Annotated in this window: 14 protein-coding genes and 1 pseudogene; 10 read left to right on the top strand and 5 right to left on the bottom strand. The window is 67.2% G+C overall.

Features of this window, described 5'->3' with window-relative positions; all coding sequences use genetic code 11:
* Nucleotides 1-66 precede the first annotated feature (66 nt).
* Nucleotides 67-1,101, bottom strand: coding sequence for a 2,3,4,5-tetrahydropyridine-2,6-dicarboxylate N-succinyltransferase (dapD, locus tag CHC02_RS11345; RefSeq protein ID WP_089391573.1), 1,035 nt, complete (start codon nt 1,099-1,101; stop codon nt 67-69).
* A 30-nt stretch (nt 1,102-1,131) separates the two neighbouring features.
* A complete protein-coding gene (locus tag CHC02_RS11350; RefSeq protein ID WP_089391574.1) occupies nt 1,132-1,482 on the bottom strand; it encodes an ArsC family reductase in 351 nt (116 codons plus the stop codon).
* Between the two features lie 188 nt (nt 1,483-1,670).
* On the opposite strand from CHC02_RS11350, the gene CHC02_RS11355 reads away from it, so the two are divergent.
* Nucleotides 1,671-3,332, top strand: a complete 1,662-nt coding sequence (locus tag CHC02_RS11355) for a Na+/H+ antiporter (protein WP_089391575.1) — start codon at nt 1,671-1,673, stop codon at nt 3,330-3,332.
* 164 nt (nt 3,333-3,496) lie between these two features.
* Here CHC02_RS11355 and dapC read toward each other — a convergent pair whose 3' ends face one another.
* The 3 genes from dapC to map all read right to left on the bottom strand — a co-directional run bounded on the left by dapC (nt 3,497) and on the right by map (nt 8,357).
* On the bottom strand, nt 3,497-4,717 hold the full coding sequence (gene dapC / locus CHC02_RS11360; RefSeq protein WP_089391576.1) for a succinyldiaminopimelate transaminase: 1,221 nt from the start codon (nt 4,715-4,717) through the stop codon (nt 3,497-3,499).
* A 12-nt stretch (nt 4,718-4,729) separates the two neighbouring features.
* Nucleotides 4,730-7,432: a [protein-PII] uridylyltransferase gene (locus CHC02_RS11365; protein ID WP_089391577.1), complete on the bottom strand. Its 2,703-nt coding sequence runs from the start codon at nt 7,430-7,432 to the stop codon at nt 4,730-4,732.
* A gap of 142 nt (nt 7,433-7,574) precedes the next feature.
* Nucleotides 7,575-8,357 carry a type I methionyl aminopeptidase gene (map, locus tag CHC02_RS11370; RefSeq protein WP_089391578.1) on the bottom strand — a complete coding sequence of 261 codons (783 nt, stop codon included), beginning with the start codon at nt 8,355-8,357 and terminating at the stop codon, nt 7,575-7,577.
* 303 nt (nt 8,358-8,660) lie between these two features.
* Here map and rpsB point away from each other — a divergent pair, with 303 nt between their 5' ends.
* The 9 genes and pseudogenes from rpsB to CHC02_RS11415 form a co-directional block, all read left to right on the top strand.
* On the top strand, nt 8,661-9,401 hold the full coding sequence (gene rpsB / locus CHC02_RS11375) for a 30S ribosomal protein S2 (RefSeq protein ID WP_089391579.1): 741 nt from the start codon (nt 8,661-8,663) through the stop codon (nt 9,399-9,401).
* A 124-nt stretch (nt 9,402-9,525) separates the two neighbouring features.
* On the top strand, nt 9,526-10,395 hold the full coding sequence (gene tsf, locus CHC02_RS11380; protein WP_089391580.1) for a translation elongation factor Ts: 870 nt from the start codon (nt 9,526-9,528) through the stop codon (nt 10,393-10,395).
* A 204-nt stretch (nt 10,396-10,599) separates the two neighbouring features.
* A complete protein-coding gene (gene pyrH, locus CHC02_RS11385) occupies nt 10,600-11,337 on the top strand; it encodes a UMP kinase (protein ID WP_009616635.1) in 738 nt (245 codons plus the stop codon).
* Nucleotide 11,338: 1 nt separating this feature from the next.
* On the top strand, nt 11,339-11,896 hold the full coding sequence (frr, locus tag CHC02_RS11390; protein ID WP_043271194.1) for a ribosome recycling factor: 558 nt from the start codon (nt 11,339-11,341) through the stop codon (nt 11,894-11,896).
* A gap of 16 nt (nt 11,897-11,912) precedes the next feature.
* The gene (gene uppS / locus CHC02_RS11395) at nt 11,913-12,668 is read left to right on the top strand and encodes a polyprenyl diphosphate synthase (RefSeq protein WP_089391581.1); all 756 of its coding nucleotides are present in this window, start codon (nt 11,913-11,915) and stop codon (nt 12,666-12,668) included.
* Nucleotides 12,662-13,477: a phosphatidate cytidylyltransferase gene (locus CHC02_RS11400; RefSeq protein WP_089391582.1), complete on the top strand. Its 816-nt coding sequence runs from the start codon at nt 12,662-12,664 to the stop codon at nt 13,475-13,477. Before uppS ends, CHC02_RS11400 begins: the two co-directional genes overlap by 7 nt.
* Complete coding sequence (ispC, locus tag CHC02_RS11405; protein WP_089391583.1) at nt 13,474-14,664, top strand: 1-deoxy-D-xylulose-5-phosphate reductoisomerase; 1,191 nt, start codon at nt 13,474-13,476, stop codon at nt 14,662-14,664. The genes CHC02_RS11400 and ispC overlap by 4 nt, the downstream gene beginning before the upstream one ends.
* A 22-nt stretch (nt 14,665-14,686) precedes the next feature.
* Entirely contained in the window at nt 14,687-16,039 is a 1,353-nt protein-coding gene (rseP, locus tag CHC02_RS11410) for an RIP metalloprotease RseP (protein ID WP_089391584.1), read from the top strand.
* Between the two features lie 73 nt (nt 16,040-16,112).
* Nucleotides 16,113-16,480: pseudogene (locus tag CHC02_RS11415) on the top strand (outer membrane protein assembly factor BamA); the annotation flags it as partial.

A 16,480-nucleotide genomic window follows, 5' to 3' on the forward strand; every position in this document is an offset into this window, starting at 1 on the left:
GCCTCAAGCTGCAAGCCAAAGTGCCTTTACTTGCAGCTTAGGGCTTGCAGCTTGTCGCTTCCCGTCTCAGTTATGCGCGTGCAGCGCTTCGTTCAGCTCGATGGCGGTCTTGTTGGTCTTGCACTCCACCGCGCCGGTCTGGGAGTTGCGGCGCAGCAGCAGGTCCGGCTGGCCGGCCAGCTCGCGGCCCTTGACCACCTTGACCAGGTTGTTCTGGTCGTCCAGCAGGGCGATCTTGGTGCCGGCGGTGACGTACAGGCCGGCCTCGACGATGTTGCGGTCGCCCAGCGGGATGCCGATGCCGGCGTTGGCGCCGATCAGGCAGCCTTCGCCGACGCTGATGACGATGTTGCCGCCGCCGGACAGGGTGCCCATGGTCGAGCAGCCGCCGCCCAGGTCCGAGCCCTTGCCGACGAACACGCCGGCGGAGACGCGGCCTTCGATCATGCCCGGGCCGGCGGTGCCGGCGTTGAAGTTGACGAAGCCTTCGTGCATCACGGTGGTGCCTTCACCGATGTAGGCGCCCAGGCGCACGCGGGCGGTGTCGGCGATGCGCACGCCGGCCGGGACCACGTAGTCGGTCATTTTCGGGAACTTGTCCACCGAGAAGACTTCCAGCAGCTTGCCCTTCAGGCGCGCTTCCAGTTGCAGCTCGGCCAGCTCGGCCAGGTCGACGGCGCCGATGTTGGTCCAGGCCACGTTCGGCAGCAGCGGGAAGATGCCCGACAGGTTGACGCCGTGCGGCTTGACCAGGCGGTGCGAGAGCAGGTGCAGCTTCAGGTACGCCTCGGGGGTGGAGGCGGGGGCGGCGTCTTCGGCCAGCAGGGTGGCGACCAGCGGCTTCTGGCTTTCGGCCAGGCGGTTGAGCAGCGCGGCCTGGGCCGGGGCGATGGTCTTCAGCGCGTCGGCCAGTTGGTAGGCCTGCTGGTTGCTGAAGGCGATGGCCTGGTTGCCGGCTTCGTAGCCGAGGATCGGCGCGACGGCGGCGACCAGCTCGGCGGCCGGGTTCAGCAGCGGTTGCGCGTAGAAGACTTCCAGCCAGGCGTCCTGGCGGTTCTGGGTGCCGACGCCGAAGGCCAGGCTGAACAGGGATTGGGACATGTGCGGTTCCTCGAAAAACGGTGGAAGGTGTCAGGCCAGCGCGGCGGCGTACTGGTCGGGCTTGAAGCCCACCAGGGTGCGGTCGCCGAGGTCGAGCACCGGGCGCTTGATCATCGACGGCTGGGCGAGCATCAGCTCGATGGCGCGGGCTTCGTCGAGGTCGGCCTTCTGCGCCTCGTCGAGCTTGCGGAAGGTGGTGCCGGCGCGGTTGAGGACCGTCTGCCAGCCGTGCTCGGCGCACCACTGCTGCAGGTGCGCGCGGTCTATTCCGCTAGTCTTGTAGTCGTGGAAGGCATAGTCGACGCCATGTTCCTCCAGCCAGGTGCGGGCTTTCTTCATGGTGTCGCAGGCCTTGATTCCGTAGATGGTCCGCTGGGTCACGGGCGGCGCTCCTCGTCGTTCCTTTGGCAAGCGCGGGATTATGCCATTTTCCCGCGAAGTTGCGGGGGCGGGGAAGGCGGGGCGGACCTTTCGTCATTGCAATAGTCTATTGCCCGACCGGGAGCTGATGGAGCGTGTCTCTGGATGTTTCAATGTGGCGCCGCGAACTGACGACCGGGAGATCGTCGATGCAAACCGTGTATACCGTGCTCATCCTCTTGCTGGTGGTCGGGGGCACCCGCCTGGTGGCACAGTTGCTGCCCTTGCCGCTGCCGCTGATCCAGATCGCCTCGGGGGCGGTCCTGGCCTGGCCCAGCCTGGGGTTGCACGTGGCGCTGGACCCGGAGCTGTTCATGTTCCTGTTCATCCCGCCGTTGCTGTTCGCCGACGGCTGGCGCATGCCCAAGGGCGAGTTCTGGCAGATGCGCTGGCCGATCCTGACCCTGGCCTTCGCCCTGGTGCTGTTCACCGTGGCCGGCGGCGGGGCCTTCATCCACCTGCTGATTCCCGAGATCCCCTGGGCCGCCGCCTTCGCCCTGGCCGCGGTGCTGTCGCCCACCGACGCCCTGGCGGTGTCGGCCATCGCCCAGAACCGCCTGCCGCGGCGGCTGATGCACGTGCTCCAGGGCGAGGCGCTGATGAACGACGCCTCGGGCCTGGTGGCCTTCAAGTTCGCCATCGCGGCGGCCATGACCGGGGCCTTCTCGCTGCTCGACGCCAGCCTCAGTTTCCTCCTCGTGGCCATCGGCGGCCTGGCCTGCGGCGTGGTGCTGAGCTGGCTGCTGGGGCGCATCCGCGGCTGGATGATCCGCCGCGGCTGGGACGACCCGGCCACCCACGTGGTGCTGATGCTGCTGCTGCCGTTCGCCGTGTACATGGTCGCCGAGGAGTTCGGCGTGTCCGGCATCCTCGCGGCGGTGGCGGCGGGCATGATGCAGAGCTGGACCGACCTGCTGCCGCGGCAGACCAACACCCGCGTGCTCAACCGCAGCGTCTGGTCGATGTTGGAGTTCGCCTTCAACGGCGTGGTGTTCCTGCTGCTGGGCCTGCAGTTGCCGGACATCCTCAAGTCGGTGACGCACCACGCCGGCGACAGCCTGTGGCGTTCCTCGCTGCTGCTGTTCTACGTGCTGGCGGTGTACGCGGTGCTGATCCTGCTGCGCTTCGCCTGGGTCTGGTGCTACTGGAAGCTGTCGCTGCGCTTCGAGCGCTGGTGGGGCATCGAGCTGGGCGGCAAGCCCGGCGAGCCGGTGCTGCGGCTGTCGGCGATCTCGGCGCTGGGCGGGGTGCGCGGGGCGGTGACCCTCGCCGGCGTGCTCTCGGTGCCGCTGCTGCTGGGCAGCGGCGAGCCCTTCCCGCAGCGCGACCTGATCATCTTCATCGCCGCCGGGGTGATCCTGGTGTCGCTGCTGGCGGCCACCCTGGGCCTGCCGGTCCTGCTCAAGGGCCTGCCGGTGGCCAGCAACGACCAGTCGGAGCTGGAGTTCCGTTCGGTATGGCGGCACACGGCGGTGGCGGCCATCCACATGCTGGAGAAGGAGGAAATGCCGGCCGGCGAGAAGGTGGATGCCGAGGAGGCGACGCGGCTGGCGGAGGTGAAGGCGCGGCTGATGGCCGAGTACCGCCAGCAGCTGGACCCGGCGCCGGACAGCGCCGAGGCCCGGCAGCGCGCCCGCAGCCTGGAGGTGGCCGACCAGGCCCTGCGCATCAAGGCGCTGCGCACCCAGCGCCTGGAGCTGTACCGCCTGCGCCGGGAGAACCTGGTGGACGACGAGACCATGCGCAAGGTGCTGGCCGACCTGGACTCCCAGGAGGCCTGGCTGACCAGCAAGGCGGGGCGGTGGGTGTAGGGCGGCTGCAGGCGGCAGGCGGCAGGCGGCTTCGAGCTTGACCATGGCGCGGGCTGAAGCCCAGGTGAAACGGCGTATAACCGCGAACGGTTATACGCCCTACGTCAAGGGTGGGCTCGGCGTAGGGCGAATAACGCTCCGCGTTATCCGCCGTTTGGCCTTGGCTACAGGCGGCTCCGGGCTTGAACTGGGCTGGCCTGGACGAACCGCTTGATCCGCTCGGCCGCTTCCACGCACTCGGCCAGCGGGGCCACCAGGGCCATGCGCACGCGGTTGGCGCCGGGGTTCTCGCCGTCCACTTCGCGGGACAGGTAGGAGCCCGGCACCACGGTGACGTGCTGTTGGTCGAACAGGCCGCGGCAGAACTCGGTGTCGGCGATGGGCGTCTTCGCCCACAGGTAGAAGCTGCCGTCCGGGCGCTGCACGTCGAGCACGTCCTGGAGGATGTCCAGCACCGCGTCGAACTTCTCGCGGTACAGGTCGCGGTTGGCGCGCACGTGGTCCTCGTCCTGCCAGGCGGCGATGCTGGCCAGTTGCGTCTGCACCGGCATGGCGCAGCCGTGGTAGGTGCGGTAGAGGAGGAATTTCTTCAGCACCTCGGCGTCGCCGGCGACGAAGCCCGAGCGCAGGCCCGGCAGGTTGGAGCGCTTGGACAGGCTGTGGAACACCACGCAGCGCCTGAAGTCCGAGCGGCCCAGTTCGGCGCAGGCGCTGAGCAGGCCGGGCGGCGGGTTGCCTTCGTCGAAGTACAGCTCGCTGTAGCACTCGTCGGCGGCGATCAGGAAGTCGTGCTGGTCGGCCAGGGCGATCAGCTGCTTCAGGGTGTCCATGGGCACCAGCGCGCCGGTGGGGTTGCCCGGGGAGCAGAGGAAGAGGATCTGGCAGCGCTGCCAGACCTCCGCGGGCACCGCGTCGAAGTCCGGGTTGAAGCCGTTCCCGGCGCGGCAGGCCAGGTAGTGCGGCTGGGCGCCGGCCAGCAGGGCCGCGCCCTCGTAGATCTGGTAGAAGGGGTTGGGGCTGACCACCAGGCCCTGCCGGCTGCGGTCGACCACGGCCTGGGTGAAGGCGAACAGCGCCTCGCGGGTGCCGTTCACCGGCAGCACGTGGCGCGCCGCGTCCAGCCAGCCGGCGGGGACGCCGAAGCGGCGCCCGCACCAGGCGGCGATGGCTTCGCGCAGGGCCGGCAGGCCCAGGGTGGTCGGGTATACCGCCAGTTGGTCGAGGTTGTCGGCCAGGGCCTTGGCCACGAACGCGGGCGAGCGGTGCTTGGGCTCGCCGATGGACAGCGCGATGTGCGGCAGCCCGGCCGGCGGCTGGGCGCCGGCGAGCAGGGCGCGGAGCTTCTCGAAGGGGTAGGGCTGGAGCAGGTCGAGGTCTGGGTTCATGTAAGTCGCTCGTCAGATGCTGATGCGGACCGGAACGGTTTCCTGGCCGTTGGCCTGTGACAGTTGCTCGACCAGGGCCGCCTGCAGTCGCTTGCACAGGTCCGGGTCGGAGAGTGGCTGGTTGTGCGCGTCGGTGACGTAGAACACGTCCTCCACGCGCTCGCCGAGGGTGGCGATCTTGGCGTTCTGCACCGACAGGTCGAAGTCCAGGAACAGCCCGCCGATGCGCGCCAGCAGGCCCGGGCGGTCGGGGGCGATGACCTCGAGCACGCTGACCTGGCGCGAGGCGTCGGTGGAGATGGTCACCAGCGGCGCGAAGGCGAAGTGCTTGAGCTGCCGGGGCACGCGGCGCTGGATGATGGTCGGGTAGTCGTCGGGGTTCTTCAGCGCGTCCACCAGGCCCTGGCGGATCTCGGCGATCCGCTGGGGATTGTCGCCGATCGAGCCGCCATCGGCGTCGAGCACTATGTAGGTGTCGAGGGTGAACAGGCTGGTGGAGGTGATGATCCGCGCATCCTGGATGTTCAGGTTGAGCTGGTCCATCGCCGCCACGGTCACGGCGAAGAAGTCGTGCTGGTCGGCGGCGTAGATGAAGATCTGGGTGCCGCCCTCGAACTCGCGCTGGGTGGTTTCCTTGATCAGCACCAGCGGCGTGCCGTCGTGCGGGTGCTGGAGGATGGCCTCGGTGTGCCAGGCCACGTCGGCGGCGCTGTGGCGCAGGAAGTAGTCGTCGCCCAGCTGGCTCCAGAGCTGCTCGGCGTCGTCCTGGTCGATGCCGTCGCGGACCAGGATGTCGATGGCCGCGCTCTGCGTCTGGCGGATCTGCTCCTCGCGGTCCAGCGGGTTCTCCAGGCCGCGGCGCAGGGCGCGCTTGGTCTCGGTGTAGAGCTGGCGCAGCAGGCTGGCGCGCCAGGAGTTCCACAGGCTCGGGTTGGTGGCGTTGATGTCGGCCACGGTGAGCACGTAGAGGTAGTCCAGGCGCGTCTGGTCGCCCATCAGCTGGGCGAAGTCGAAGATCACCTGCGGGTCGGAGAGGTCCTTGCGCTGCGCGGTGGTGGACATCACCAGGTGGTTCTGCACCAGCCAGCTGACCAGTTGGGTGTCCCACTGCGGCAACTGGTGGCGCTGGCAGAACAGCTCGGCATCCACCGCGCCCAGCTCGGAATGGTCGCCGCCGCGGCCCTTGGCGATGTCGTGGTAGAGGCCGGCGATGTAGATCAGCTCCGGCTTGGGCAGGCGCTCCATGATCTTGCTGGCCAGCGGGTACTTCTCGGCCATGTCCGGGCGCTGCAGCTTGCGCAGGTGCTTGATCAGGTTGAGGGTGTGGGCGTCCACCGTATAGATGTGGAACAGGTCGTGCTGCATCTGCCCGATGATCAGGCCGAACTCCGGCAGGTAGCGGCCGAGGATGCCGTAGCGGTTCATCCGCCGCAGGTTGCGGTGGATGCCTTCCTTGCACTTGAACAGCTCGATGAACAGGCTGGTGTTGCGGATATCGTGGCGGAACTCGTCGTCGATCAGGTGCCGGCTGTCGCGCAGCAGGCGGATGGTGTCGGCGCGCACGCCCTTGATTTCCGGGTGCTGGGCCATCAGCACGAAGATTTCCAGCAGGGCGAAGGGGGTGCGCTTGAAGACGTTGGCGTTGGTCACCTCCAGGTAGCCGTCGCGGACCTGGAAGCGGCTGTTCAGCGGCGTCACGTTGCCGCCTTCGCCGGCGCGCAGGATGACTTCCTCGAAGTGCTGCATGATCAGGTCGTTCAGCTCGGAGACCGCCATCACCACCCGGTAGTACTTCTGCATGAAGCGCTCGACGGCCAGCTTGGCGTCGCTGTCCTGGTAGCCGAGCATGCCGGCGATGCGCCGCTGGTGGTCGAACAGCAGGCGGTCCTCGGCGCGCCCGGCGAGCATGTGCAGGGCGTAGCGGACCTTCCAGAGGAACTCCTGGCAGGAAGCCAGCACGCTGGACTCGCTTTCCACCAGGAAGCCTTCCTTGACCAGCGCGTGCAGGTTGAGGCTGCCGAAATGGCGGCGGGCCACCCAGAGGATGGTCTGGATGTCGCGCAGCCCGCCGGGGGAGCCCTTCACGTTGGGCTCCAGGTTGTATTCGGTGTCGTTGTACTTGGTGTGGCGGTGGATCTGCTCCTTGCGCTTGGCCAGGAAGAACTGGCCGCTGGGCCACATCTGGCTGCTGGCCGTGGCTTCGAGCATGCGCTGGCGCAGGTGGTCGGGGCCGGAGATGGTCCGGCACTCCATCAGGTTGGTCACCACCGTCAGGTCGGCGCGCGCCTCCTCGGCGCATTCGGCCACCGAGCGCACGCTCTGGCCGACTTCCAGGCCGATGTCCCAGAGCAGGGTGAGGAAGCCCTCGATGGGCTCGCGGAAGACTTCCTGGTCCTCGCCCTCGAGCAGGATCAGGATGTCGATGTCCGAGTGCGGGTGCAGCTCGCCGCGGCCGTAGCCGCCCACCGCCACCAGGGCGATGTCGGCGTCCTCGCACCAGGCGAAGCGCTGCCAGGCCTGCTGCAGGATCTGGTCGACGAACCAGGCGCGGTCCTCGATCAGCCGGCGGATGTCACGGCCGCCGTTGAAGCGCGCGTCCAGCACCTCGTTGGCCTGGCGGATGGCCTTCTTGAAGGCGGGGATGGGGCTGGATTTGAGGGCCAGTTCCGCCTGGAACTGCCCAGGGTCGAACAACTCGGGATCCACCTGCGGCATGGCGGCCTTCCTGATTCTGGGATGGGGGAGGGCAGGGGCAAGTCATCGACCGGGCCTGGGGCGCATGGCGCCAGGCCCGGCGAGGGTGCCGGGCCGGGATTTCTATGTTCTACCCAGCCGTCGGCGAGATTGCAAACGCCGCTCACGCGCTGGTGCGCGGGAAGCTCTCGTCGTTGCGCAGGGTGAGGATCTCGTAGCCGTCGGCGGTCACCAGCACGGTGTGCTCCCACTGGGCGGAAAGCTTGCGGTCCTTGGTGATGGCGGTCCAGCCGTCGCCCAGCAGGCGGGTTTCCGGGCGGCCCTGGTTGATCATCGGCTCGATGGTGAAGATCATCCCTTCCTTGAGCTCCAGGCCGGTGCCGGCGCGGCCGTAGTGCAGCACCTGGGGCTCCTCGTGGAACACCTTGCCGATGCCGTGGCCGCAGTACTCGCGCACCACCGAGAAGCCGTTCTTCTCGGCGTACTTCTGGATTACCTCGCCGATGTCGCCCAGGCGCGCGCCGGGCTTGACCACGGCGATGCCCTTGTACATGCATTCCTGGGTGATCTGGCACAGGCGGTCGGCCCATTCCGGGGTCTTGCCGACCAGGAACATCTTGCTGGTGTCGCCGTGGTAGCCGTCCTTGATGACGGTGATGTCGATGTTGACGATGTCGCCTTCCTTGAGCGGCTTCTCGTTGGGGATGCCGTGGCAGACCACGTGGTTGATCGAGGTGCAGATGGACTTGGGGAAGCCCTTGTAGTTCAGGGGCGCGGGGATGGCCTGCTGGACGTTGACTATATAGTCGTGGCAGATGCGGTCCAGTTCGTCGGTGGTGACCCCGGGCTTGACGTGCTCGCCGATCATTTCCAGCACCTCGGCGGCCAGGCGGCCGGCGATGCGCATTTTCTCGATGTCTTCGGGCGTCTTGATGGTGACGGTCATAGAATTCTCGGACGCGGGCGGAAAAGGGCAATGGTAACAGTTTCGAGGGCGGCAGGCTGCAGGCGGCAGGCTACAGGCAGGAGCGGGGGTGTAGCGGGGCGCTTTGCGCTTGGCCTGCAGCCTACCGCCTGTAGCCTGCAGCAGCTTTCTGTGATATAAAGCGCCCCGCTTTTGCAGGCTATGCCCCGCAGGAGCCTAACCCACACATGCATCGACACGATGACCTGGGTGCCTTCTCGCCACGTGCGGAGGGTTGGTCATTGGGATGCATGGAGGCCCAACCCGACTTATCGAGGAACTATCATGTCCCAAGTCAACATGCGCGATATGCTGAAGGCCGGTGTGCACTTCGGCCACCAGACCCGTTACTGGAACCCGAAAATGGGCAAGTTCATTTTCGGCGCGCGCAACAAGATCCACATCATCAACCTGGAAAAGACCCTGCCGATGTTCAACGAGGCCCTGACCTTCGTTGAGCGCCTGGCCTCGGGCAAGAACAAGATCCTGTTCGTCGGCACCAAGCGTTCCGCCGGCAAGATCGTTCGCGAAGAAGCCGCCCGTTGCGGCATGCCGTACGTCGACCACCGTTGGCTGGGCGGCATGCTCACCAACTACAAGACCATCCGTCAGTCGATCAAGCGCCTGCGCGAGCTGGAAACCCAGCAGCAGGACGGCACCTTCGACAAGCTGACCAAGAAAGAAGCCCTGATGCGCACCCGTGATCTGGAAAAACTGGATCGCAGCCTGGGCGGCATCAAGGACATGGGCGGCCTGCCGGACGCCCTGTTCGTGATCGACGTCGACCACGAGCGCATCGCCATCACCGAAGCCAACAAGCTGGGTATCCCGGTCATCGGCATCGTCGATACCAACAGCAGCCCGGAAGGCGTCGACTACGTCATCCCCGGTAACGATGACGCCATCCGTGCCGTGCAACTCTACCTGAGCTCGATGGCTGAAGCCGTACTGCGCGGCAAGCAGAACGCCGTGGGCGGCGCCGACGAGTTCGTCGAGGAAGCGCCGGCCGAATCCGCCGAAGGCTGATTCCAGGACGTCCAGACGTCCAGCGGTGCGCAAAAAGGGGGCCTGGCCCCCTTTTTGCCACTCCCGAATTCCGCCCGGCCCGCCGGGCGATCTGGTTTTGAGAGCAACTCAAGAGGATTTGCAAATGGCAGAGATCACTGCAGCACTGGTTAAAGAACTGCGCGAGCGCACCGGCCAGGGCATGATGGAGTGCAAGAAGGCCCTGGTTGCCGCTGAAGGCGACATCGAGAAGGCCATCGACGACATGCGCGCTTCGGGCGCCATCAAGGCTGCCAAGAAGGCCGGCAACATCGCCGCCGAAGGTTCCATCGCGGTGAAAGTGGCCGACGACGCCAAGGCCGCCACCATCATCGAAGTCAACTCGCAGACCGACTTCCTGGCCCTGCAGGACGACTTCAAGAACTTCGTCGCCGCCAGCCTGGACAAGGCTTTCGCGCAGAAGCTGACCGACGCCGCTCCGCTGATCGCCGAGCAGGAGTCCGCCCGTGAGGCCCTGGTCGCCAAGTGCGGCGAGAACGTCAACATCCGTCGTCTGGCCCGCGCCGAAGGCGACGTGGTTGGCGCCTACCTGCACGGTCATCGCATCGGCGTACTGGTCACCCTGAAAGGCGGCAACGCCGAGCTGGCCCGTGACATCGCCATGCACGTGGCTGCCAGCAACCCGCAGTTCCTGGACCCGTCGCAGGTTTCCGAGGACGCCGTGGCCAAGGAAAAGGAAATCTTCCTGGCGCTGAACGCCGACAAGATCGCCGGCAAGCCGGAGAACATCGTCGAGAACATGGTCAAGGGCCGTATCGCCAAGTTCCTCGCCGAAGCCAGTCTGGTCGAGCAGGCGTTCGTCAAGGACCCGGAAGTCAAGGTCGGCGACCTGGCCAAGAAAGCCGGCGCTGAAATCGTCTCCTTCATTCGTTTCGAAGTAGGCGAGGGCATCGAGAAGGTCGAGGCCGACTTCGCTGCCGAGGTTGCTGCTCAAGTAGCTGCATCCAAGCAATAAGACGGTTTCCACCGTCGCCCCGGAAGAGGCTGCCCGCTCGCGCGTGCGGCCTCTTCGTCAAAGTGGGGAGGCCATTCGGGGCGGTCTCCGCGGCTTCGCACCGTTCGTCGGTTCGCGGCGCTGCTAGCCTGGTAGGGCCAGGCTTCCCCGACAGGCGCCCGGTCAGGCGCCCCGCATTCCACATCGCCGCAGGAGAAAAAGGTCATGGCTCAGCAGCTGAGCGCACGTCAACCTCGCTATAAACGCATTCTTCTAAAACTGAGCGGCGAAGCCCTGATGGGCAGCGAAGAGTTCGGTATCGACCCGAAAGTCCTGGACCGCATGGCCCTGGAGATCGGCCAGCTGGTCGGCATCGGCGTCCAGGTCGGCCTGGTCATCGGCGGCGGCAACCTGTTCCGCGGCGCGGCGCTGTCGGCGGCCGGCATGGACCGCGTCACCGGCGACCACATGGGCATGCTGGCCACCGTGATGAACGGCCTGGCCATGCGCGACGCCCTGGAGCGCTCGAACATCACCGCCATCGTCATGTCGGCCATCAGCATGGTCGGCGTCACCGACCACTACGACCGCCGCAAGGCCATGCGCCACCTCGCCAGCGGCGAAGTGGTGATCTTCTCCGCCGGCACCGGCAACCCCTTCTTCACCACCGATTCCGCCGCCTGCCTGCGCGCCATCGAAATAGATGCTGACGTGGTGCTGAAGGCGACCAAGGTCGATGGTGTGTACACTGCCGATCCGTTCAAGGACCCGAACGCCGAGAAGTTCGAGCGCCTGACCTACGATGAAGTGCTCGACCGCAAGCTGGGCGTGATGGACCTGACCGCCATCTGCCTGTGCCGCGACCAGAAAATGCCGCTGCGGGTGTTCAACATGAACAAGCCGGGCGCGCTGCTGAATATTGTTGTTGGTGGTGCCGAGGGCACCCTGATCGAGGAGGATTGACATGATCAACGAGATCAAGAAAGAAGCGCAGGAGCGCATGGGCAAGACCCTGGAGGCCCTGGGCCACGCCTTCGCCAAGATCCGCACCGGCCGTGCGCACCCGAGCATCCTGGACAGCGTCATGGTGTCCTACTACGGCTCCGACACCCCGCTGCGCCAGGTCGCCAACGTCACCGTCGAGGACTCCCGCACCCTGGCCCTGAACGTGTTCGACAAGAGCATGATCCAGGCGGTCGAGAAGGCCATCATGACCTCCGACCTGGGCCTGAACCCGGCCACCGCCGGCACCACCATCCGCGTGCCGATGCCGGCCCTCACCGAGGAAACCCGCAAGGGCTTCACCAAGCAGGCCCGCGCCGAGGCCGAGCAGGCCCGCGTCTCCGTGCGCAACATCCGCCGCGACGCCCTCGCCCAGCTCAAGGACCTGCAGAAGGAAAAGGAAATCAGCGAGGACGAAGAGCGCCGCGCCGGGGACGAGGTGCAGAAGCTCACCGACAGGTTCGTCGCCGAGATCGACAAGGCCCTCGAGGCCAAGGAAGCGGACCTGATGGCCGTCTGACGGTCGGGTTGCACTCATGGACAAGACCAAGCAGGTGGCTGCGGTGCCACGTCACGTGGCCATCATCATGGACGGCAACAACCGTTGGGCGAAGAAGCGCCTGATGCCCGGCGTCGCCGGGCACAAGGCCGGCGTCCACGCGGTTCGCGCGGTGGTCAAGACCTGTGCCGAGGCGGGCGTCGAGATACTGACGCTGTTCGCCTTCTCCAGCGAGAACTGGCAGCGTCCGGTCGACGAGGTCGGCGCGCTCATGGAGCTGTTCCTCATGGCCCTGCGCCGCGAGGTGCGCAAGCTCGACGAGAACGGCATCCGCCTGCGCATCATCGGCGACCGCAGCCGCTTCCATCCGGAGCTGCAGGCCGCCATGCGCGAGGCGGAGAACCTCACGGCCGGCAACAAGGGGCTGCTGCTGCAGGTGGCGGCCAACTACGGCGGCCAGTGGGACATCACCCAGGCCGCCCAGCGCCTGGCCCGCGAAGTGCAGGCCGGGCACCTGGCGCCGGACGACATCAGCCCCGAGCTGATCCAGGGGTGCCTGACCACCGGCGACCAGCCGCTGCCGGACCTGTGCATCCGCACCGGCGGCGAGCACCGCATCAGCAACTTCCTGCTGTGGCAGCTGGCCTACGCCGAGCTCTACTTCTCCGATCTCTACTGGCCGGACTTCAAGAGCGCGGCGATGCGCGAAGCGCTGGCCGACTACGCCACCCGCCAGCGTCGCTTCGGCAAGACCAGCGAGCAGGTGCAGGCCGAGGCCCCCCCGTCATGCTGAAACAACGGATCCTCACGGCGCTGGTGCTGCTGCCCGTCGCGCTGGGTGGTTTCTTCCTCCTCGATGGCGCCGCCTTCGCGCTGTTCATCGGCCTGGTGGTGACCCTCGGCGCCTGGGAATGGGCGCGCCTGGCCGGCTACCACGAACAGCCGGCCCGCGTCGGCTATGCCGGCGTGGTCGCGCTGCTCATGCTGCTGCTGTACTGGCTGCCGCAACTGGCCGGCGCCGTGCTGCTGCTGGCGGTGCTCTGGTGGCTGCTGGCGACCGTGATGGTGCTGACCTACCCGGACAGCGCCTCCAGCTGGGGCGGCCGCTGGCGCCGGCTGCTGATCGGCCTGCTGATCCTGCTGCCGGCCTGGCAGGGCCTGGTGGTGCTCAAGCAGTGGCCGCTGGCCAACTGGCTGATCGTCGCGGTCATGGTCCTGGTCTGGGCCGCCGACATCGGCGCCTACTTCTCCGGCAAGGCCTTCGGCAAGCGCAAGCTGGCGCCGCGGGTCAGCCCCGGCAAGAGCTGGGAAGGCTTCTACGGCGGCCTGGCGCTGAGCCTGGCGATCACCTTCGCGGTGGCCATCTACCGTGACTGGTCGGTGCGCGAGCTGCTGCTGGCGCTGCCGTGCGCGGCCGTGGTGGTGGCGCTGTCGGTGGTCGGCGACCTGACCGAAAGCATGTTCAAGCGCGAATCCGGCCTGAAGGACAGCAGCAACCTGCTGCCGGGCCACGGCGGCGTCCTCGACCGCATCGACAGCCTCACCGCGGCCATTCCGGTCTTCACCGCGCTGCTCTGGGCCACCGGTTGGGGTACGCCATGAGCGCGCCGCAGCAGGTCTGCGTGCTGGGCGCCACCGGCTCCATCGGCCTGAGCACCCTGGACGTCCTCGCGCGGCATCCGCAGCGTTACAGCGTCTTCGCCATCACCGGGCATTCCCGCCTCGCCGAGCTGGAAGCCCTGTGCCTGGCCCATCGGCCGCGCTTCGCGGTGGTCGCCCGCGACGAGCAGGCCCGCCACTTGCAGGGCGCCCTGCGGGCGGCCGGCCTGGACACCCGCGTGCTGGCGGGCGAGCCGGGGCTGTGCGAGGTCGCCGGCCATCCCGAGGTGGACGTGGTCATGGCCGCCATCGTCGGCGCGGCCGGCCTCAAGCCGACCTTGGCGGCGGTGCAGGCCGGCAAGCGCGTGCTGCTGGCCAACAAGGAGGCGCTGGTGATGTCCGGCGCCCTGTTCATGCACGAAGTGCAGGCCCACGGCGCGGTGCTGCTGCCGATCGACAGCGAGCACAATGCCATCTTCCAGTGCATGCCCGGCGACTACGCTCGCGGCCTGGAGCCGGTCGGCGTGCGGCGCATCCTGCTGACCGCCTCCGGCGGCCCGTTCCGCGAGACGCCGCTGGAGCGACTGGCGGAGGTCTCCCCGGAGCAGGCCTGCGCCCATCCCAACTGGTCCATGGGGCGGAAGATCTCCGTCGACTCGGCCAGCATGATGAACAAGGGGCTGGAGCTGATCGAGGCCTGCTGGCTGTTCGATGCCTCGCCGTCGAAGGTCGAGGTGGTGATCCACCCGCAGAGCGTGATCCATTCCCTGGTCGACTACGTGGACGGCTCGGTGCTCGCCCAACTGGGCAACCCCGACATGCGCACACCCATCGCCCACGCCCTGGCCTGGCCCGAGCGCATCGATTCCGGGGTATCCCCGCTGGATTTGTTCAGCATCGCCCGCCTGGACTTCCAGGCGCCCGACGAGCAGCGCTTCCCCTGCCTGCGCCTGGCGCGCCAGGCGGCCGAGGCGGGCGGCAGCGCGCCGGCGATGCTCAATGCCGCCAACGAGGTGGCGGTGGCCGCATTCCTCGAACGGCGCATCCGTTTCACCGAGATCGCGGTTATCATCGACGAGGTGCTGAACCGCGAGGCGGCCACGCCGGTCGAAAGCCTCGACGTGGTGCTGGAGGCCGACCGCCGCGCGCGCGAGGCCGCGCAGGCCTGGTTGCGTGGGCGTGCTCGCTAGGCCCTGAGCCTTGGAGGTAGAGATGAGCGCACTTTACATGGTCGTCGGGTTGATCATCGCCCTCGGCGTCCTGGTGACATTCCACGAGTTCGGCCACTTCTGGGTGGCGCGCCGCTGTGGGGTCAGGGTGCTGCGCTTCTCGGTGGGCTTCGGCACGCCCCTGGTGCGCTGGCACGACCGCCACGGCACCGAGTTCGTGGTGGCCGCCATCCCGCTGGGCGGCTACGTGAAGATGCTCGACGAGCGCGAGGGCGAAGTGCCCCCCGACCAGCTCGACCAGGCCTTCAACCGCAAGACGGTGTTCCAGCGCATCGCCATAGTCGCGGCGGGCCCGGTGGCCAACTTCCTGCTGGCCATCCTGTTCTTCTGGATCCTCGCCATGCTGGGCACCCAGCAGGTGCGCCCGGTCATCGGCGCCATCGTGCCCGACAGCCCGGCGGCGCTGGGCGGCCTGGCCGCCGGCCAGGAAGTGCTGGCGGTGGACGGCGAGCCGGTGGACGGCTGGGCGGCGGTCAACCTACGCCTGGTGCGGCGCCTGGGCGAGACCGGCGAGCTGGCCGTCAGCGTGCGCGAGCCGGGTTCCTCGGCCCAGAGCCTGCACCAGTTGCCGATCAAGGCCTGGCTGAAGAGCGCCGACAACCCCGACCCCATCGGCGGCCTGGGCATCCAGCCGTGGCGCCCGGCGATGCCGCCGGTGATCGCCGAGCTGGACCCGCAGGGCCCGGGCAAGGCCGCGGGCCTGGCCATCGGCGACCGTCTGCTGCGGGTGGACGGCCAGGCGGTGGACGACTGGCAGCAGGTGGTCGACAAGGTGCGCGCCCGTCCGGAGCAGTCCGTGAGCATCGCCCTGCTGCGCGACGGCCAGGAGCGCGAGCTGACGCTGAAATTGGCGGCCAAGGGCGAGGGCAAGGCCCGTGCCGGTTACCTGGGGGCTGGTGTCGCCGGCGGCCAGTGGCCGGCGGAAATGCTCCGCGAAGTGCGCTTCGGCCCGGGCGCCGCGGTGGGCGAAGCGCTCTCCCGGACCTGGTCGATGAGTCTGCTAACCCTGGATTCTCTAAAGAAAATGGTGCTGGGCCAGCTCTCGGTAAAAAACTTGAGCGGGCCGATAACCATTGCTAAAGTGGCGGGCGCTTCGGCCCAGTCCGGCGTAGGGGATTTTCTGCATTTCCTCGCCTATCTGAGCATAAGTTTGGGGGTTCTCAACCTGTTGCCGATTCCCGTCCTCGATGGCGGGCATCTGTTGTTCTACCTGGTCGAGTGGGTGCGTGGCCGCCCATTGTCGGAGCGGGTCCAGGCTTGGGGGATGCAGATCGGCATCAGCCTGGTCGTTGGGGTCATGTTGCTGGCCCTGGTCAACGATCTGAGTCGACTGTAGCTGCCATTGGGTTTCGGATCTGCCGCCTCACGCGGCAGATTCTTTATTTGTCAGTTGGAAAAAAAAGGACTCCATGAAACGCTTTCTGTTACCCGCGGCTCTTTCCGCGTTGATGATCGCCCAGGTTCACGCAGAGTCCTTCACAGTTTCCGACATCCGCGTCAACGGCCTGCAGCGCGTATCCGCGGGTAGCGTGTTCGCCGCCCTGCCGCTGAACGTCGGCGACCAGATCGACGACCGCCGCCTGGTCGAGGCGACCCGCTCGCTGTTCAAGACCGGCTTCTTCCAGGATATCCACCTCGGCCGCGATGGCAACGTGCTGGTCATCGACGTGGTCGAGCGCCCGTCCATCTCCAGCATCGAGATCGAGGGCAACAAGGCCATCAGCACCGAAGACCTGATGAAGGGCCTCAAGCAGTCGGGCCTGGCCGAAGGCGAGAT

The sequence above is a fragment of the Pseudomonas delhiensis genome, assembly GCF_900187975.1.
Classification (GTDB): domain Bacteria; phylum Pseudomonadota; class Gammaproteobacteria; order Pseudomonadales; family Pseudomonadaceae; genus Pseudomonas; species Pseudomonas delhiensis.

What these genes read in the sequence shown, in the direction of transcription:
- dapD (WP_089391573.1), bottom strand. Translation starts at nt 1,101, where the DNA reads ATGTCCCAATCCCTGTTCAGCCTGGCCTTCGGCGTCGGCACCCAGAAC.
- CHC02_RS11355 (WP_089391575.1), top strand. Translation starts at nt 1,671, where the DNA reads ATGCAAACCGTGTATACCGTGCTCATCCTCTTGCTGGTGGTCGGGGGC.
- dapC (WP_089391576.1), bottom strand. Translation starts at nt 4,717, where the DNA reads ATGAACCCAGACCTCGACCTGCTCCAGCCCTACCCCTTCGAGAAGCTC.
- CHC02_RS11365 (WP_089391577.1), bottom strand. Translation starts at nt 7,432, where the DNA reads ATGCCGCAGGTGGATCCCGAGTTGTTCGACCCTGGGCAGTTCCAGGCG.
- map (WP_089391578.1), bottom strand. Translation starts at nt 8,357, where the DNA reads ATGACCGTCACCATCAAGACGCCCGAAGACATCGAGAAAATGCGCATC.
- rpsB (WP_089391579.1), top strand. Translation starts at nt 8,661, where the DNA reads ATGTCCCAAGTCAACATGCGCGATATGCTGAAGGCCGGTGTGCACTTC.
- tsf (WP_089391580.1), top strand. Translation starts at nt 9,526, where the DNA reads ATGGCAGAGATCACTGCAGCACTGGTTAAAGAACTGCGCGAGCGCACC.
- pyrH (WP_009616635.1), top strand. Translation starts at nt 10,600, where the DNA reads ATGGCTCAGCAGCTGAGCGCACGTCAACCTCGCTATAAACGCATTCTT.
- frr (WP_043271194.1), top strand. Translation starts at nt 11,339, where the DNA reads ATGATCAACGAGATCAAGAAAGAAGCGCAGGAGCGCATGGGCAAGACC.
- uppS (WP_089391581.1), top strand. Translation starts at nt 11,913, where the DNA reads ATGGACAAGACCAAGCAGGTGGCTGCGGTGCCACGTCACGTGGCCATC.
- CHC02_RS11400 (WP_089391582.1), top strand. Translation starts at nt 12,662, where the DNA reads ATGCTGAAACAACGGATCCTCACGGCGCTGGTGCTGCTGCCCGTCGCG.
- ispC (WP_089391583.1), top strand. Translation starts at nt 13,474, where the DNA reads ATGAGCGCGCCGCAGCAGGTCTGCGTGCTGGGCGCCACCGGCTCCATC.
- rseP (WP_089391584.1), top strand. Translation starts at nt 14,687, where the DNA reads ATGAGCGCACTTTACATGGTCGTCGGGTTGATCATCGCCCTCGGCGTC.